The organism is Edaphobacter sp. (assembly GCF_035763405.1).
GTDB lineage: Bacteria > Acidobacteriota > Terriglobia > Terriglobales > Acidobacteriaceae > Edaphobacter.
This window is the reverse complement of the sequence record NZ_DASUBE010000003.1, coordinates 1-18,107: the sequence shown is the minus strand read 5'-3', so window position 1 is coordinate 18,107 and position 18,107 is coordinate 1. Positions and strand designations below refer to the sequence as shown.

The window sequence follows — 18,107 nt, the reverse complement described above, 5'->3', positions numbered from 1 at the left end:
TGTGCAGAGCAATCCTCCACGCACCCTCAATCCAGATTTAGTGCCAGTCACAGGTGCATCCAGTGCAGCGCCAGCAACTCGCACGACAACCCGGGAACGTCTGGAATGTGGTGCCGCCAACTGTGATCCACCTACATACGTTTTAGGAAAGAACACCGTTCAACTGCGACAGAAGCGTTTTCAAGTCGTCGATAGCACTGGACACGTTCTCAGCGGTGGCGACTTGGTCGAGTGGGGAACCTTCGCTGGCGCAAGCGCCGACGGTAGACGTTTCGCCATTCAGTCCAGCTATATGGAAGGCGATCCGGACTTTGTAGTCTACGAGTACTTTACGGTCTATGATTCGGCGACCGGAAAAGCACTCGCTATGGTTCACACTAAAGACTTTCCTGCTCGCCAGTCGTGGTCAGCCTTCTCATCCAACGGTCGATATTTCGTCGCAGGAAATCCGAACAAATTGACGATGTATGAATTGCCTTAGAAGCAGTTCGCCCGCTCTAGACCTCGGTAGCCAAACTTGCCAAAGTTCGTCTCAGAGAGGTAACGATAAGTCGCCTTATGTTGACTAATCAACTGCTCAACTGTCGATATCAGGCCAATGCGCTCATTGAGTATCGACTCGATGCACGGCCAGGATTGGCCCTCTGAAGCGCCCTCATCTCAACCGAACATGGGGCCAAAGGACTTCAACTCAAGACCGCGTCATCGCCCGCACCGCGTCTTCGACCAAGTGGCTGATAGCCTCGCCGGCCGCGCCGCCAATCGGCCCCCACGCCTCGGCCTGCGCGTCCAGAATCGGCATCAGCAGCGTCACCTTGGTCCCGCGCCCGGGCCTGCTGTTGATCTCCACGCGCCCCTTGTCGCCGTACATCACTTCCATCCGTTCGCGTACATTCTTCACCCCGATGCCCGTACCCGGCGGCATCAGCCCGCTCACCGGCGCAGCGTTCGTCCGCTCCGGCTCCATCCCCACGCCGTCGTCCTCAACCTCCACCAGCAGCATCCCGTCCGTGGTAATCCTGCTGCGCAGCGTCACCGTCCCTCCGCTGATACGGGGTTCGAGCCCATGCTTGATGCTGTTCTCAATCAGCGGTTGCAGTAGCATGCCCGGCACCACCACATCCAGCGTCTCCTCGGCAATCTCCTTCACCACCTTCAGTTTTTCGCCAAACCGCACCACCTCAATGTGCAGATAGTCGTCCGTAAACGCCAGCTCTTCGCGGAAGGGCACAAACGCCTCGCGCTCCTTCAGCAGCACGCGCAGAATGTTCGCCAGCTTCACAATCATCTCGCGCGCCAACTCCGGCTCCGACCGCACCAGCGACGTAATCGAGTTCAGCGTATTGAACAAAAAGTGCGGATTGATCTGCCGCTGCAACGCATCCAGCCGCGCTTCCAGCAGCAGCCTTCCCTGTTCTTCCAGCTTCCGCTCAACGCGAATCGCGTTCCATATCTTCAACGGGATCCCCACCACCACCGGAGCGCACGCGCAGATCAATAGCTCCACCCACCACACATCCGAGTGCAATTCAAAAAAATGCCTCGGATGAAACCGCGCCAGCATACTCGTTGAAAACTGCATCCCCGCAATCAGCATCAGCAGCAGAATCTGCCTGTCCAGGTGTGGTCTCCGCAGGTTCCGCGTCACCCACCGATAGATACTCAGGTCAATCATCGGCGAAAACGACCAGACCTCTTCCGCATCAGTAAACCGCGCGAAGACGCTCGCCAATGCGGCCACGGCAAGGTTTACCGGAAGCGCCAGAAACTCATGGTGCATCAGCGCCGGAATCGCCAGCACTGCGCCGCCAACCATCGCAGGCACCGGCCCCACCAGAATCCCGAGCAGGACCGCCGTCTCAAACGAGAGGTCTGCCGCCAGAAAATTCGGCACCATCGTCCGAATCCAGACACCCAACGTCAGCGGCACACACACCATGGCAACCAACGTCGCAGTCTGACGCGGACTCCTGCGCGCCATCAGCAGCAGGTCCTTGAACGTCTTCGACCGCGCCAGCGAACTCGATACCGCCGCCGCCACGCCCAGCTCCACCAGCAGCGTAATCAGAATCAGTTTTGGATCAGTCTGCGTCACACCCTTACTTTACCTCTACTGCAACCTTCAGACGCATGAAGACGCCGTCATTCTGACCCTGAGCTTGTCGAAGGGGACGAATCCCCGCATCTGCTCGCGCGCGCACGAATCTTCACCCTTTCGCAGGCGCCTTCAACCCCATCTCCGCCATCACCATCTGCAGGTCCTTCCACGCCTCGCCCTTCTGTCGCGGATCGCGCAACAGAAACGCAGGATGGTACGTCACCGCCAGCTTCGCGCCCCTGCACGTATGCCAATGCCCGCGCAGCGAGCTAAGCGACCGCTTCACCCCCAGCAGATACAGCGCCGCCGTCGCACCCAGCGCCACCACCACCTCCGGCTGCACAATATCCATCTGCTGCAGCAAAAACTGGGTGCAGACACCAGCCTCCGCCGGCTCCGGCACGCGATTGTTCGGCGGCCTGCACTTCACAATATTGGCGATGTAAACTTCCTCGCGCTTGAGCCCCATCGCCGCAATCATATTGTTCAGCAGTTGCCCGGCCTTGCCCACAAAGGGCAGACCCTGCGTGTCCTCATCCGCGCCCGGCCCCTCACCCACAAACATCAGCCGCGCATTCGGGTTCCCGTCGCCAAAGACAATTTTGCGCCGTCCCGCATAAGCCAGCGGACAGCGCGTACAGTCGCCAATCTCCTGCTGCACCGCAAGCAGCGCCGCAGCTTTCTCCGAGGCAGGCACCCTGCTCTTGGGCAGAGGCGCAAGTTGATCAAAACTTACCGGATTGGCGATGGGAGGCTCCAGAAAATCAGGCTTGCGTGCAACAATCGGCCGCTCGGCCACAGGCTCAGGCGCAGCAAAAAGAGCAGAAGCGACGGCAACAGCAGGCGCAACAGTCTCCACGGCAAACACCGGCTCACCCCGCCGGTAAAATTCCCGCACGCCCAGGTCGCGGAAGTACTCCACGTAGGCGCGCAACTGCTGTTCCGCTTCTCCAGTCATGCCTCTATCGTATCGCGGCTACTGAATCGGAATCTCGGGAACCGGGTCCGCCTCCTGCTCCGGCAGAACAAACTTCACATGCCCCTGCTGGATCTCATCCTGCGCCACGCGGCACGCCTTCGTCGATTTCGCATTAATCATCGGTGTCGCGCCCGACTGCAACTGACGCGCCCGCCGCGCCGCACCCTTCACCATGCTGTACTTGTTCAGGAAAGCATCTTCGCCGGCCATGCCAACACCTCCGTTGCTGAATTTATATCTCAGCCCCGGCAAAATGTGCCACTCCATCAGCGGTGGATAACCTGTCCCTATCTCCCAAACGTCCCCAGCGCCGCCTTCAGCTTCTCTGAAGGCCGATCCGTTCTGCACCCTTCAGCCATCGCCTGCACGCCATCGCGTGCGCCGCGCTCGAACAAAACAACGGCCCGCATCTCCGACACGGCCTGCTCCAGCACATCATTCACCAGCGCGTATTTATAGTCCCAGATCTGCTTCAGCTCATTGTGCGCCTGCGAGAGCCTCCGCTCAATCACCGCCTCCGACGTCACATGCTCCGCCTCACTACGGTGCCGCAGCCGCATCTCCAGCACCTCTGGACTAGGCGGCATCACAAAGATTGACACCGCATTCGGCATCTTCTGCATGACCTGCACCGCGCCCTGCACATCGATGTCCAGCAGCAAATCCTTGCCCGCGACCCGCGCATGTTCCAGCGCCGAAACCGCCGTCCCGTAATAATTCCCAAAGACCTCCGCCCACTCCAGAAAATCGCCGGCAGCAATCATTCGCTCAAACTCCTCGCGGCTCGTGAAGTGATACTCCCGCCCATCTTCCTCCGAGCCCCGCGGCGCGCGCGTCGTATACGAGATGGAAAAATCCAGCCCCTCCACCAGCGTTCTCAACTGCCCCACCAGCGTCGATTTCCCCGACCCCGAGGGCGCCGAAATAATAAAAAGTATGCCTGCCATCCGTCCCCGAATACCTGCCTTTGGCCCACATTTTTGTTGTCATTCCCGAAGGGAATCTGCGTCTCGCTTCGGACAACACCGAACTACCTTTTCAGGAAAAATGCTCGAACGCCTCACTACCCATCACTCGCCAATACCAGCAGTGTACCCGCCGCTACTCGATATTCTGCACCTGCTCACGCGCCTTCTCAATCTCCGCCTTCATCTCCAGACCAATCTCGGTAATGCGCAGGCTGTTCACGCCCGTCGCCCCGCTCGTCTTCGAGAGCATCGTATTCGCCTCGCGGTTCAACTCCTGCAACAGAAAATCCAGCCGCTTGCCCAGCTCCCCGCCCGCGTCCAGCATGGCCAGAAACCTGTCGATATGCGTCCGCAGCCGCACAATCTCTTCCTCGATGTCGCTCTTCTCAGCCAACACGGCAGCCTCGGCCAGTACACGCTCCTCAGTCACCGCAACGCCCTGTGTCAACTCCGCCAACCGCGCACGCAGCCGCTCAAACTGCGCCTCACGCACCCCATTGCGCAGCCCGGCCATCTCTTCTCCAAACGCCCTTAGCCGCAGCATCGAGCCGCGCAGTTCCGCCGCCAGCGCCGCGCCCTCATGCGCTCGAGCCTCATTCAGCTTCTCCACCAGCGGCCCCACCTGCGCCAGCACCGCTGCTTCGAGCGTCGGCGTATCCTCCGCATCCACGCTGCTCTCCGCGCTCATCACGCCCGGAATCCGCAGCATCGCGTTCAAGTCCGGCTCACTTGCCAGCCCATGCGCCACGGCAGCTTCGCGGAAGGCCCGCACATACGCATCGAGCAGGCCTGCATTCAACTGAACCTCGGCGTTCGTTCTTCGCTCCATCTGCAACGCCACGTCCACATGCCCGCGCCGCAGCTTCTCCTTCAGCACGCGACGCATCTGCATCTCCAGCCCGTCGCAGTACGAAGGCATCCGCAGCGACAGGTCAAGAAACCGATGATTCACGCTCTTCATCGTCAGCGTAAACGCGAGGTCGTCCCGCAACGCGCCGCGCACACTCGCAAATCCCGTCATCGAGTACAGTTTGCTCAAACCATCCCCTCCAAATCCGCCGTCACCGGCGCAGGCACCGCATCGTCGCTGAACTGCATGTCGTACAGCCGCCTATATGTGCCCGACTGCGCCAGCAACTCCTCATGCGTGCCCATCTCCGTAATCCGCCCACTCTCAATCACCGCAATCTTCGTCGCGCGCCTCACGGTCGAAAGCCTGTGCGCAATCACAAACACCGTCCGTCCCTGCATCAGGTTCGCCAGCGCCGCCTGCACATACTGCTCGCTCTCCGTGTCCAGAGCCGAGGTCGCCTCATCCAGAATCAGAATCGGAGCGTTCTTCAAAATCGCGCGCGCAATCGCCAACCGCTGCCGCTCGCCTCCGCTCAGCCGCGTGCCCTTCTCGCCGATCCGCGTGTCGTAGCCCTCAGCCATGTTCATAATGAAGTTGTGTGCCAGGGCCATCTTCGCGGCCTCTTCCACCTTGCTCAGCGGAACATCCGGCTGCCCATACGCAATATTGTTCCGCACCGTGTCATTGAATAGCACAATCTCCTGCGTCACCTTCCCAATCTGGTGCCTCAGCGAAGCGATCGTCACATCGCGCACATCGTGCCCATCAATCAGGATCCGCCCCGCGTTCACATCAAAAAACCGCGGAATCAGATTCACCAGCGAAGACTTCCCCGCCCCGCTCGGCCCCACCAGCGCAATCACCTCGCCCGGCTTCACCGCAAGGTTGATGTCGTGCAGGACCTCCTTCGTCTCGCCGCCTTCACCCGCATACCCAAATCCAACATGCTCAAACTCAATCCCCTTGCTGAACCCCTTCAGCACAAACGCGCGACGCTTCTCCTGCACATCATCCTGCGCGTCCATAAAGCGGAATATCTCATCACTCGCCCCAACCGCCTGTTGGAAGCTGTTGTAATACACCGGTAGTTTACGAACCGGGTCGTAGAGCATAATCACCGCCGCCAGAAACGTAATAAACGTTCCCGCCGTATCGCCCTTCAGGATGACTTCGCTGCGCCCTAACCCCAGCAATAATGCGATCGCAACCATTCCAAGAAAATCCATGAGCGGAGAACTGATCGACTGCACTGCTACCGATCGCATGTTCGCGTTCAGCAGCCGGTCGGCCGCCTTGCGAAATCGCGTCATCTCCCAAAGCTCCATACTGAAAGCCTTGACGATGCGGTTCCCGGTAATCGTCTCGTGAACGATGTTCTGGATCTCGGCCAGCTTGTCCTGACCAGTTCGCGTCGTTTGCCGCACCCCGCGTCCAATGCGCCGGGCTGAACTCACAATAATGGGGACGAACAGCAACAGGACCCATGCCAGTTTATTGCCCACCAGATACACCGCGCATACCAGGGCTAACAGCGTAAAGACCTGCTGTAGAAAATCGCTCATCACCGATGACATCGCCATCTGCACGCGCTCAATATCATTAATCAGTGTCGAAACGAGTGTTCCAGTCGTATGTCGCTGGAAGAATGCCACCGACCGTCTCAGCAACGAGTTGTACAGATCGTTGCGCAAGTCAGTGATCATGCCAAATCCCGCTTTGTTCGCCAGCAGTGTGCCAATGTAGTCGCACACAGACTTCACCACGGAAGCGCCGATCAGCGCCACGGCCACGACGTCCCATGCGTTATGGATGAAACTCGGGACCATCCACTGTAAATCCAGCATCCGCTGTGAATGAGGAACATGGAACACAAGAATCCGGCCAGGCGATTCTTTTGCGCTGAGCACGTTGTCCAAGATCGGTTTAATCAGCAGGATGCGAAACGCTGCTAAAGCGCCAACCATTGCCGCCAGAACCGCGGAGATCAGCCAATACAACACGTATGGCCTGGCATAGACGAGTAATCGCCAGACACGTCTCAAGCTGTCTCCTTCATGGTCTTCGCCATAGCAACCTGCATCTCACCATTCTATTGCGCTCAGACATTTTTGCACCCGGTCTACCGAGGCATGTCCCGATGCGAAGTCTTCACCCGATACCCCGCCGCCGTCAGCCGCTTGCGCATCTCTTCCGCAATAAACACCGACCGGTGCTGTCCGCCCGTGCATCCGAACGCCACCGTCAGATAGCTCTTGCCTTCCTTGATGTAGTGCGGCAGCAGAAACTTCAGCATATCGGTCGTCTTGTCCAGAAACTCCGCCGTCTGCGGAAAGTCGCGCACATACTTGGCCACACTTGGATGCCTCCCCGTCAGCCTGCGAAACTCCGGCACAAAATGCGGGTTCGGCAGAAAGCGCACATCGAATACCAGGTCCGCCTCCGAAGGCACTCCATTCTTAAACCCAAAGCTGTTCGACGAAATAGTCAGGTTCGTCTCATTCTCATCGCGCTCAAACTGCGCATTCAGATGCGCCCGCAGATCATGCACATTGAACTTCGTCGTATCCAGCACGATGTCGGCCACATTGCGGATCGGGTCCAGCCGCTTCCGCTCCGCCTCAATCGACTTCACCACCGTCTTGCCGCGTCCCAGCGGATGCGGCCTCCGCGTCTCGGAGAACCGCCTCAGCAGCGCCTCGTCGCTCGCCTCCAGAAACACCACCCGCGTCGGCAACACCCTCCGCACGCGCTTCAGCAGGTGCGGAAACTCATCCAGCCGCATCCCCTCGCGCACGTCCACCACCAGCGCCGCACGCTCAATCTCATTCGACTGCCGCACCAGGTCCGCAAACCGAGGCACCAGCTCCAGCGGCAGATTGTCCACCGAGTAATAGCCAAGGTCCTCAAACGTCTTCAGCGCCGACAGCTTCCCCGACCCCGAAAGCCCAGTCACAATCACCAGCTCGCGCCGGTCCACCCGCTTCGTCGCCCGCCCAGACGCTCCCCGCGTCCGCCTCACACTCTTTTTCCCGACCTGCTTGCGTGGCATGTCAGCCATCCTATATCAGTTCCTCAAATGCAGTAGATGGACCCTCTCACACCGTCATCCTGATGTCATCGGATCTGGTGTCATCGGATTCGTTGTCATTAAATTTGTTGTCATCGAACTTGTTGTCATTCCCGAAGGGAATCTGCGTTTCGCTTCGGCCGCACCGAACTACAGTCGCAGGAAAATAGCTGTCATTCCGCCCCTGAGCGAAGTCGAAGGGGAAGAAGCCCCGCGTTTTTCCCATGGCTGCACCAATCTTCACTTGAAGTGAATCTCCACGCAGCAAAAATCGTCCCGTCATCCGCACCCGGTCCAAGCACTCCGTTCAACGCTACGGAACTTCAATCAGCTCCATCTTCCCGTCTCGCCGACGATACAACACCATCGCCTGCCCCGAGTAGTCCCTGAACACAAACACATCCCTGTCCCGAAACGCCGCCTCCTTCACCGCCTCTTCCAGCGACATCGGCCTCAGCGCCACACCCTCGGTCGTCCGCGCAACATGCTGCTCCGCCTCGGGCGCACGCGGCGGAAACGAATGCACCACCATCGGCACCACGGCCCTACCCGCGGGGACATCCTGCGCGGCTCCTTTCTTCGCAACTCGCTTCGTCACCTCCGGCGCAACAGCCTCAACAACAGCCCTACCCCGTCCCAGCTTCACTTCGCCCTTCGGATGTCGCTTAATCGACGCCGTCTTCTTCTTCTGCCGAATCGCCTGCTGCTCAATCTTCTCCAGCGCGTCGCGCAGCGCGTCCTCCATGTCATTAGCCTCACACGTCGCCACCAGCTTCGCGCTTCTCGTCTGGATGCGGATGTCTGCAATCTGCCTGCGCTTGTCCGCCGTCAGCGTCACCTGCGCGACCGCGTGGCCGACGATCTTCTCGATCCTCAGCAACCCTGCTTCCGTCTGTTGTTTGAGCTTTCTGGTGACAGTCGTCTGCCTGCCGGTATACTCCACGTCCATCGCTCACCTCAAACCTGCAAGGTCAGCGTACACGACGCTGGTGCGTACTAGGAATCTGCATGTCCTCGCGGTACTTGGCCACCGTTCTCCGCGTCACCTGAATTCCCTGGCGCTGCAACTCCGCCGCCAACTGGTCATCGGTCAACGGCTTGCGCTCGTCCTCTTCTTCGATCAGTTTCTTCACCTTGCGCTTCAGCAGCACCAGCGGCAGGTCGCCGCCCTCAGGCCCGTTCACCGCTTCAGAGAAGAAGAACCGCAGCTCAAACACGCCCTGCGACGTATGCACATACTTGTTCGCCACCGCGCGGCTCACCGTCGAAGGATGCACCCCAATCTCTTCAGCTACTTCCTTAATCATCATCGGCTTCAACGCGTTCACGCCATGCTCCAGAAACTCCTGCTGCCGCCGCACAATCGCCTCGCACGTCCGCACGATCGTGTTCTTGCGCTGCTCGATATTCCTTAGCAACTGGATCGCCGACTTGTACCGCTCCTTCACATACTCCTTCACTTCTTTTTCCGTCTGCTTCTGCTGTAGCATCCTGCGATAGCTCTGGTTCAGCCGCAGCGCCGGCATGTCCTCTTCGTTCATCACCACAACGTACTCGTCGTCGCGCTTCACAAACGCAACATCCGGCTCAATCAGCCGCGTCTCGCTCACGTTGTACCGCTGCCCCGGCCTCGGGTCCAGCGTCCGGATAAACTCCACCGCCACATGCACCTCGTCCGCCGACCGCCCGCAGCTCTTCGTCAGCTCGCGCATGTCTTTCTTCTGCAGCAGCGGCAGGCAGTTCGTCACAATATGCGTGGCGACTGCAAAAATATCGCCCTTGCCGTTCTCCGCCGGCACATCGCCGCAATCGCTCGCGCCGGACGTCGTCTCCGCACCGGCGCCGTTCGTCGCGGAAACCATCTGCCGTCGACGCAGCACAATCGCAGCCTCGCCCCGCTGCGCGCAGATCTGCGTCAGCAGACACTCCTGCAGCGTCCGCGCCCCCACGCCCACCGGGTCCAGAAAATTGACCACCGACCGCGCCTCAACTACCGCCGCCAGCAGTTCCTTATGCTCCGAGTCTTCTTCCGCCGCTGCCGCCATATCCAGCGGCCCGCCATGCGCCTCGCCATTGCCCGGCTTCGGCTCCGCCAGCACCAGCGACGCCTTGCCCTTCATCCCACGCTCAAACGGAATCGGCCCCTGCCTGCCCGCGCGGCTCAACTCCGCCAGCGCCTCCACCAGTTCCTCGTCGCTTGCAGTCAGGTAGCCGTCTTCGTTCAGGTTCCCCACCACCAGGTCCGCCGCTGCGCGAACCACTGGCGTCAACGTCAACGACCCCAGTTGCCACGCCAGATGATCGCTCAGCGTACTCGGAGCCGACAGAAAGTTCTCAAACGAAGGTTTGTCAAACTCCTCGAAGTTCGATCCCGTCTTGTACCCCGGGTCAAGATAATCCTGAAAGTAGCTGCCGAAGTCGATCTCATCGAAGGGGTCTTTCTCCGTCCGCTCGCTCTCCGCCACCACCTCTTCGGCCGAACGCTCCCGGTCGCCCTCTTCGCCCGATCGCTCTTCCAGCGAGACTGCCGTCTCTTCAATCTCCTCCAACACCGGGTTCTCCACCATCTCGGTGTTGATCATCTCCTTCAACTCAAGCTTGTTCAAGGCCAGCACACTGACCATCTGGACCAGGCCAGGCGTCAATACCTGCCTCTGGGAGACCTTTACATTCAGCTTGGGTTGCAACAGCACGTCTTGACCTCTCCTGCGCTCGGTTCGTGAAAAATATCTGAGTCAGGCGCGTCGTTTGGCGATTGTCGTGCAAGCCATCCGCAGACTGCGTACCGGCTTCGCCACAGTCTACACGCCCTCAACTCATTTCGCTGTAAGTCTAACTCTGCCAATGCCTGTGTGAACTCCACCGATAGCAACTCACACTTACCACGGAAGTTGTACCGTTCACACGCTTGGCTTTCATCTTGCAAAGAAGCTTTTTACCGCTCAGCCCCGCTTCCCCACCCTAATCCCCGCTCACTCACTGCTATTACATTGCCATTCCGCAATTTGTTGCATTTCCATTCCGCAGTTTTTTGCATTTCCATTCCGCAGCGTAGCGGAGGAATCTGCTTCTTGGACCCAGCCGGATACCCCATCTTCGGCGCAGCCTCATCGCGCCTAAGGTGGGGTCCAACGTCATCCCCCCCGCACGTCATCTCGACCGGAGCAGCGCGGTCTTTTCGCGCTGCGCAGTGGAGAGACCCCGCATTTCCTCAAGCCCCCAAACCCACCTTCCCGATGCCTCAACCAAACCACCCTCAACCCATCGAAAAATTCTCACCCAGATAAATCCGCCGTACCTCGGGATCGCGCCCCAGTTCACCCGGCGTCCCTGTCCTGAAGATCCTGCCTTCATTGATGATATAGGCCCGGTCCGTCACCGAGAGCGTCTCACGCACATTATGGTCCGTAATCAGCACCCCGATCCCGCTCCGTTTCAACCCGAAGATAATCTCCTGCAAATCCAGCACCGCAATCGGGTCAATTCCGGAGAAGGGCTCATCCAGCAGAATAAACGCCGGTTCAATCGCCAGACAGCGTGCAATCTCCACACGCCGCCGCTCGCCGCCGCTCAACGCATACCCGCGCGTCTTGCGCACATGCCCCAGGTTCAACTGCTCAATCAACCGCTCCGTCGTTGTCCTGCGCCGCTCCCAGCTCTGCTGTTGAGCCTCCAGCACCGCCAGAATGTTGTCCTCCACCGTCAGCTTGCGAAACACCGAAGGCTCCTGCGGCAGATAGCTCACTCCATAATTCCGCGCCCGCAGATACATCGGCAGCCGCGTAATATCGTGCCCTTCGGCCAGCACGCGCCCGGCGTCCGGCCTGACCAGCCCCACAATCATGTAGAAGCTCGTCGTCTTCCCCGCGCCATTCGGCCCCAGCAGGCCCACCACTTCGCCCTGCTCAATCTGGAGGCTTACGCCCCGCACCACCTCGCGCCCGCCATACGACTTCCCAAGCTCCTCCGTCGATAATGTCTTCATCTCCGCTTCTTCACCCGCGTCTCCGTGCGGACACGTCCCGCACCGCTCTCCCCTCCATTAGAAATCACAACGCCCTCATCCCCTGCGCGGAATTCGATCAGCGTACCCGTCACGGTTCCGCGCTCCTCGTCCACCACCTTCGGCGGCACGTCAGCGGTTCCGGTCAGCGCAAACGTCCCATCGCTCGCGGTATACACCACCTGCTCGCCCGTGGCCCGGCGCCCCGGCTGCTCCACTACAATCCCGCCGCTCGCCACCATCCGCTCCACGCTGCCGCCCATAAATCCGCTCGAAATCGCGCCGACAGCAGACTTGGCCGCATCCTTGCCCTTCGCGCCCGCCGCCTGCACCGGTTGCAGATAAACCTCCGCCTGCCTCCCCAGCATCGTGCCGTCGGCGCTCGTCACCCGCACGCCGCCGGTAAAGTCCGCCTCGCGCTTCTGGTCCGAATAAACAAGCCCGCGGCTCACCACCTGAAACACTCTCTGCTCCGCCGCCCCGGCCTTGGCCGTCGATCCATCCTTGGCCGCAGCGCCAACCTTGGCCTTCTCCGCCCTCACCGCAGAAGTCAGCACCGCACGAACAGCCATCGCATCACCCGACCCATCGCCGCGCGCCACCAGCTTCTTCTGCTTCTTATCCAACTCAATCACCGGAGCCTCCACCTGCGAAGCCCCCTGCCACAGCCGCGCCCGCTGTCCCGCCGTTCCGTAAAAGATCGCCGTCTCTGCCGCGTGCTTCACGTCCGCGCGCGCAGCCAGCACATGCACCGGCTCCTCCGAGCCCGCAGCCGATCCGGAAGCAGCGCCCTTCGCGGCTTTCGGCTGCAGATAGCTCACCTTCACCCCGCCCTCAGCCGTCGCATCCCCCGTCTTCTGATTCGCCACCACACGCTCAGCCCACAACACACTGTCCGCATCCGACATCTGCACGTTGCCCACCAGCGTCGTCATCTCCAAAGCCCCGTCATACGAAGCCCGCTCCGCCGTCACCCGCTCTTCCGCCGGAGCCGCCGTCTCGCCAGCCTTCTTCACTCCCTGCCGCGTCAGCACCACGTGACCCTGCTCCATTGCCGAGGCAATCTCGTCCCTGCCCGCTCCCTCCTGCTTCGCAGACTTCTTCCCCTCAGCCCCCACCGGCTGAAACGCCGCCACCAGCGAGTCCGCCGAACTCGTCTCCACCACACCCGCCGCATTCACCCTTCGCATCGAAGTATGACCATCCCCATGCACCTCGGCCAGATGATTCACCCCGCCCTGCTCCACAAATTTCGCCGTCAGCACATCGCCAGCCAGCGAACTGCTCACCGGCCCGCTCGCCTGAACCTTCTTCGCTGCCTTGCCCTTGGCCACGCCCTTAGCCGCGCCCTTCGCGCTGCGATCCACCAACGCCAGCACCGCCCCCCCGGTCGCCTTCGCATCCCGCAGCCTCGACTTCCCATGCGCATCCGTATCGAGCGCCAACTCCACCGCGCCCGCCGTCAGCGCCCGCTCATTCCACGGAGTTCCCGCCGTAGACGCCCCACGCACCTGCTCATGCAGATGCACCGCCCCCGTCAGCACCGCATCCGTCAGCTTTCCGTCCCGGTCAAATCCAAGCCGTCCCTCCACCGCGCTGCCCTGCGCCTTCCGCAGCGGCCCATCGGCCCCATACACCAGCCCACCCGTCAACAGCACCGACTGCGGCTCATTCTTCGCATTCATCACCACCACGCCGCGCGGAGCCGTCATCGTCCCGCCGTCCGCATTCTTCAGCGTCACCGCGCCCTCGGCATCCAGCCGCTCCACCGTGCCATCGCTCCGCAGATGCACCACCGCCCGCGCCGCCTGCCCCGACTCCTCACCCGACCTCCCCGTCGAGACATACCTCGCATCCAACAGCGTCGCCATCCGGTTGTCCCGGTCCAGCTCCGCCCTCGTCGCCGTCAACACCGCCGGCTGCCCCTGCTCCACGCCCTCCATCTTCACAGCCGAGTGCAGCACCAGCACGCCCGTGTCCGCCGTGTAATCTGCGCCCACCGCCTGGCCCTTCATGCCGCCCGCTTCAAACTCAATCGGCTGCTCCGTCGCGGCCACGCCCAGCTTCTGCAGATACACCAGCCCGCTCGTCGTCACATGAATCATGTGCGCCGCATCCGCCTCATGCGCGCCGCCCTCTAAATCCTTCCCCGCTGCGTAGTCCATCTTCGCGCTCGCATTCGCTGCCTCCGGAGCCTGCAAGTCCAGATGCACCTCACCCATCGCCCGGACCACGCCCTCCTTCTGGTCGTACTCGAACTCGCTCCCATAGATTCTGTCCGCACGGTCCGACTTCCGCCCATACAACACGATCCCCACATCATGCAGCGTGTACCGCCCGTCCTTATGCTCGACCGCCTTCGACGCATGAATCGTATAGATCGTCCGCCTCCCATCGGACTGCGAGTACGTGAAGCCGTTCGTCTCCTGCCGAATATCCGCCCCAAGCTTCGCCGGCAACTCCGTCAGAAACCGGTGCGCCCGATAGTGCGCCACCCCCAGAAACGCAGCAATCACCGCGACCAGCAGACCCCCGCCCGCCAGCAGCCACCGCCGCAACCTCTCTACTGAAACCGAAACACCCATCAGACGTTCTTTTACCTATCATCTCACCGGGAAGCAGGGCTCAGGGATTAGGGATTAGGGATTAGAAGACAGCCCGCAACGAGACCTGTGCTCTTTTCACCTGTCATTCCGACACTGAACAATGCGAAGGTGAAGAACCCGCAGAGTCATGTTTTTCATCTGTCATTCTGACCCTGAGCTTGTCGAAGGGGAAGAACCCCCGCATTTCGCTCACATCGCCATAACCCTTCACGCCAGCCTGAAACCTGATACCTAAGCCCTAAGCCCTAAGCCCTAAGCCCTCGAAAGACTAAACTACCTTCATGGCCGACCAACTCTACCTCAGCCTCTGGTTCCCCAACTTCCGCTTCGAGGCACTCCCTGCGGCGCTCGTCTCCGTCATGCGCCAGTTCGCGGTCATCAGCGGAGCAGACCGCGTCGCCGCCGCGACCGTCTACCCGATCAGCTTCAACGAGTCCCCCACCTTCCAGCGCATCTTCGTCAACGACGACCGCGCCCAGTCCTCCGACGACTCCCGCATCGAAAACGCCGTCGCCGAAGCCACTGAGCAGCTCCACGACGACCTGGCCTACGAATTCGAGATGCGCTGGAACCTCTGGGCCCCGCAGCTCGACGACGACTTCCACAACCGCCTCGACGGCGCTCCCGACGATGAATCCTCCCACGCCTTCGGCCGCCTCGACACCCTCTGGCGACCCCAGCCCCGCACCGTCCGCATCCTCGGCTTCGGCCCCTCGTTCGACGACGCCACCTACGAACAAAACGGCCACATCCGCATCGACTTCGGCCTCGACACTCCCTGGCTCGCCGAGACCCTCGAAGATGAAGACCTCGATCAGGACGCCGCGAAACACATCCAGCAAAACGTCGAGATGCTTCTCGCCTTCACCCTCTCGGTCGAAAAGCACTGCAACATCTCCAGCCGCCTCCTCTGGACCGAGTCCGGCGAACCCCTCGCCCAGAAACTCATCGATCGCCTCCAGCGCCTCAACTAATTTTATTTGTCGTTCCCGAAGGGAATCTGCGTCTCACCGGGGTCCAACGTCACACGTCATCTCGACCGGAGGCGGCGCTTTTTGCCGCCGCAGTGGAGAGACCCTCGTATTTCCTCTCCACCAGGACAACCGTCGCCAGAGGACCTATCGCCTGCTCGTCCTCACCGCCCACCCGGCCAGATCAATCGCGCTGGAGAAGTTGTCGTACTCCACCGGCAGATGATTCCTCCGGTCTGTGTACTCGTTGTAGACCCAGGGATCGACGACCGCGAACACCGTCCCCTTGCCGTAATGCGCCACCGCGATCATCACATCGGAGCCCTTCGTCACCACGGCGCGCGCATTGCCTTTCACCGTCATCGAGCAGGTGTCCTTCATATAAGCCTGGTGCGCGTGCGCAAATACTCCCGTCGTCGCAGGTATCGTCACCGCGCCGGCCGGGTAGTCGTTGCCGACCACATGATTCGTAAGCACCGCGTTGTAGTGGATGCCGAACAGATCACTCAGCGTGTTCAAGTGCTCGATGTCTGCATTCGCAGGATCGTTCTCGAACAGCAGCAGTACGCCGCCCGCCTTCACCCACGCCGCAATCACCTCCGCGCTGGCCTTGTCCATGTAGTGCGGATTCGGATTCTTGACCGGAATATCCGGCGAAGCAATCACATAGATCTGCGCCTTCTTCAAATCCGCCGTCGTCGGAGCAGCCTTCTCGGTGGCAAGCTGCGCGCCGTAGCGCTGGAACGCGCGGCCAAAGAACGCATAGCCATCATTCGTGTCATCGTTCCATTTGTAGTGATACAGCTCCGTCTGCCCCGCCGCATTCTTCCGCGTCTGCGAGTTGAACCACGCATCGACCAGCACCGTCCTGCCCTGCCCCAGCGCCTCGGTCGCGGCCTGCTCCATCTCCGAGCCCGCCTTCAGAAACGCGCCCACTCCCTTCGCATCGTTCGAGACCACCTTCTCGCTCAGGTAGTAGTCATACGTCCCCGAGCGATACGGCTTCCCGCCCAACCCACCCACCGACACGGTCCCATTGAGCACCATCAGGCCGTCGGGACCGGTCGTTACAAACTGCTTCTGAATCCCCTCCCACCCTCGCCGCGCGCTCGCCTCATCGCTCTGCGTCAGGTAGCCCATGCGCACGCCCTTCGCCAGCGTGTAGACGAACATGCAGCTTGCGGAGGACTCGAAGTAGTTTCCCTTGCGCCCGCCCTGGTCCATCACCTGCCACCACAGCCCGCTCTTCGGGTCCTGATAGTGGACGACGGCGGCCATCGTGCGGTTCAGCGCCGCAATCAACTCCGCGCGCTCGGGATGGTCCTTCGGCATCCAGTCCAGCGTGTCCACCAGCGCCATCGCATACCAGCCCATCGCGCGTCCCCACGCCTCGGGCGAGAGGCCGGTCTTCTTATCGGCCCACGGCATCTGCTTCGACTCGTCCCACCCGTGGCGCAGCAGGCCGGTCTTCGGGTCGCGCATGTGCTCGTCCATCAACAGCAGTTGCTTGGCAATGTCGTCGAAGTCGCCCGGCTCCTGAAACGTCGCCGCGTATGCTGCGCGAAACGGCTCGGCCATGTAAGCTCCGTCGAGCCACATCTGGTTCGGATAGATCTGCTTGTGCCAGTAGCCTCCGCTCGCGGTCCTGGGCTGCAGGGCGAGCTGGTCGTGCAGAAACTTCGCGGCCTTGTAGTACTTCGGCTGGTGGGTGACGCGGTAGACGAGCAGCACGGCGCGTCCCATCTCGATGTCGTCGAGCGTGTGCGCATCGGCTTTGTAGCCGGTGATGGTTCCTTCAGGCGTGACATATCGATCGACCGCCGCCTTGATGTAGTGGAAGTCCGCTCCGTCGGCTGTGGTGTGCCACTCGGCTGCCATGCCGTCCAGCAGCACGCCTTCTTCGTAGGCCCACGCTCCCGGATGCCCCACAGTCGAGATCACTCCGTCCGGCCATTGCCTGATGACCGTCTCCGCCATCGTCTGCGAAGGCGACTTCTCTGCCACGCCCACCTGCACTGCTACACACCCCAGCAAAACCAGCGAAGCCACCAGCCTCATTCCCAACCTCACGCATTAATTCGGACTCACAACCTGCACACCAGCATACCTGCGGAGACAGTGTGCGGGCCAACGCCGGTTCGACTTCTGCGACGGCGTTGACGGTGGCGAGGGTGGTGGATTCGGGTTGGCGGTCTTCTGGGGAGCCGGGTGAGGGTTCGATGTGGAGGTGTTGGGCGAGGGCGTTGAGCAGCAGGGCGAAGTAGGGGCGTTCGAGGCGGTGGAGTTTGGGTTCGGGGAGCGGGAAGATCTCTTCAGTGAAGGGGTCGGGGGGCTCCGGGTTGTTGGGTGCGGGGGCGTGGGTGTGGTCTTTGTGCGGTTCGGGTGCGTGGGTGTGGTTCTTGTCCTGCGTGGTTGCGATGGGGTGGTTGTTGGGCTCGGGGGCGTTGGTGTGGGTGTGGTCTTCGCGGTGGCGGGTGATGTTGAGGGCGGCGAGTTGGAGTCCGTAGAGGAGGGTTCCGGCGCGGCGGCGGTCGATGTTGTTGGCGGCGAGGTTGGTGATGA

Annotated in this window: 14 protein-coding genes; 2 read left to right on the top strand and 12 right to left on the bottom strand. The window is 61.0% G+C overall.

The features are described from left to right. A partial coding sequence (locus tag VFU66_RS00280) for a hypothetical protein (protein ID WP_326444220.1) occupies positions 1–481 on the top strand: 481 nt, incomplete at its 5' end. Positions 482–691: 210 nt separating this feature from the next. Here the strand turns inward: VFU66_RS00280 and VFU66_RS00275 are convergent. From VFU66_RS00275 to VFU66_RS00225, 11 genes are all read right to left on the bottom strand, one after another. Next, positions 692–2,095 carry a sensor histidine kinase gene (locus VFU66_RS00275; RefSeq protein WP_326444219.1) on the bottom strand — a complete coding sequence of 468 codons (1,404 nt, stop codon included), beginning with the start codon at positions 2,093–2,095 and terminating at the stop codon, positions 692–694. A 112-nt stretch (positions 2,096–2,207) separates the two neighbouring features. Beyond that, a complete protein-coding gene (locus tag VFU66_RS00270; protein ID WP_326444218.1) occupies positions 2,208–3,056 on the bottom strand; it encodes a uracil-DNA glycosylase in 849 nt (282 codons plus the stop codon). An 18-nt stretch (positions 3,057–3,074) separates the two neighbouring features. Continuing rightward, the gene (gene rpoZ / locus VFU66_RS00265; RefSeq protein WP_326444217.1) at positions 3,075–3,287 is read right to left on the bottom strand and encodes a DNA-directed RNA polymerase subunit omega; all 213 of its coding nucleotides are present in this window, start codon (positions 3,285–3,287) and stop codon (positions 3,075–3,077) included. A 77-nt stretch (positions 3,288–3,364) separates the two neighbouring features. Further along, complete coding sequence (gene gmk, locus VFU66_RS00260; protein ID WP_326444216.1) at positions 3,365–4,024, bottom strand: guanylate kinase; 660 nt, start codon at positions 4,022–4,024, stop codon at positions 3,365–3,367. A gap of 154 nt (positions 4,025–4,178) precedes the next feature. Next, entirely contained in the window at positions 4,179–5,084 is a 906-nt protein-coding gene (locus VFU66_RS00255) for a YicC/YloC family endoribonuclease (RefSeq protein WP_326444215.1), read from the bottom strand. Next, a complete protein-coding gene (locus tag VFU66_RS00250) occupies positions 5,081–6,898 on the bottom strand; it encodes an ABC transporter ATP-binding protein (protein ID WP_326444222.1) in 1,818 nt (605 codons plus the stop codon). Before VFU66_RS00250 ends, VFU66_RS00255 begins: the two co-directional genes overlap by 4 nt. 119 nt (positions 6,899–7,017) lie before the next feature. Beyond that, the gene (gene rapZ, locus VFU66_RS00245; RefSeq protein ID WP_326444221.1) at positions 7,018–7,947 is read right to left on the bottom strand and encodes an RNase adapter RapZ; all 930 of its coding nucleotides are present in this window, start codon (positions 7,945–7,947) and stop codon (positions 7,018–7,020) included. Between the two features lie 331 nt (positions 7,948–8,278). Then, positions 8,279–8,914 carry an HPF/RaiA family ribosome-associated protein gene (locus VFU66_RS00240; protein ID WP_326444214.1) on the bottom strand — a complete coding sequence of 212 codons (636 nt, stop codon included), beginning with the start codon at positions 8,912–8,914 and terminating at the stop codon, positions 8,279–8,281. Positions 8,915–8,936: 22 nt separating this feature from the next. Continuing rightward, the gene (gene rpoN, locus VFU66_RS00235) at positions 8,937–10,658 is read right to left on the bottom strand and encodes an RNA polymerase factor sigma-54 (RefSeq protein WP_326444213.1); all 1,722 of its coding nucleotides are present in this window, start codon (positions 10,656–10,658) and stop codon (positions 8,937–8,939) included. A gap of 563 nt (positions 10,659–11,221) precedes the next feature. Beyond that, positions 11,222–11,950: an LPS export ABC transporter ATP-binding protein gene (lptB, locus tag VFU66_RS00230; RefSeq protein ID WP_326444212.1), complete on the bottom strand. Its 729-nt coding sequence runs from the start codon at positions 11,948–11,950 to the stop codon at positions 11,222–11,224. Then, on the bottom strand, positions 11,947–14,553 hold the full coding sequence (locus VFU66_RS00225) for an LptA/OstA family protein (RefSeq protein ID WP_326444211.1): 2,607 nt from the start codon (positions 14,551–14,553) through the stop codon (positions 11,947–11,949). The genes lptB and VFU66_RS00225 overlap by 4 nt, the downstream gene beginning before the upstream one ends. A 302-nt stretch (positions 14,554–14,855) precedes the next feature. Here VFU66_RS00225 and VFU66_RS00220 point away from each other — a divergent pair, with 302 nt between their 5' ends. Beyond that, positions 14,856–15,548: a hypothetical protein gene (locus VFU66_RS00220; RefSeq protein ID WP_326444210.1), complete on the top strand. Its 693-nt coding sequence runs from the start codon at positions 14,856–14,858 to the stop codon at positions 15,546–15,548. Positions 15,549–15,692: 144 nt separating this feature from the next. On the opposite strand, the gene VFU66_RS00215 is transcribed toward VFU66_RS00220, so the two are convergent. Continuing rightward, entirely contained in the window at positions 15,693–17,549 is a 1,857-nt protein-coding gene (locus VFU66_RS00215; RefSeq protein ID WP_326444209.1) for a glycoside hydrolase family 88 protein, read from the bottom strand. Positions 17,550–18,107: the final 558 nt, after the last annotated feature.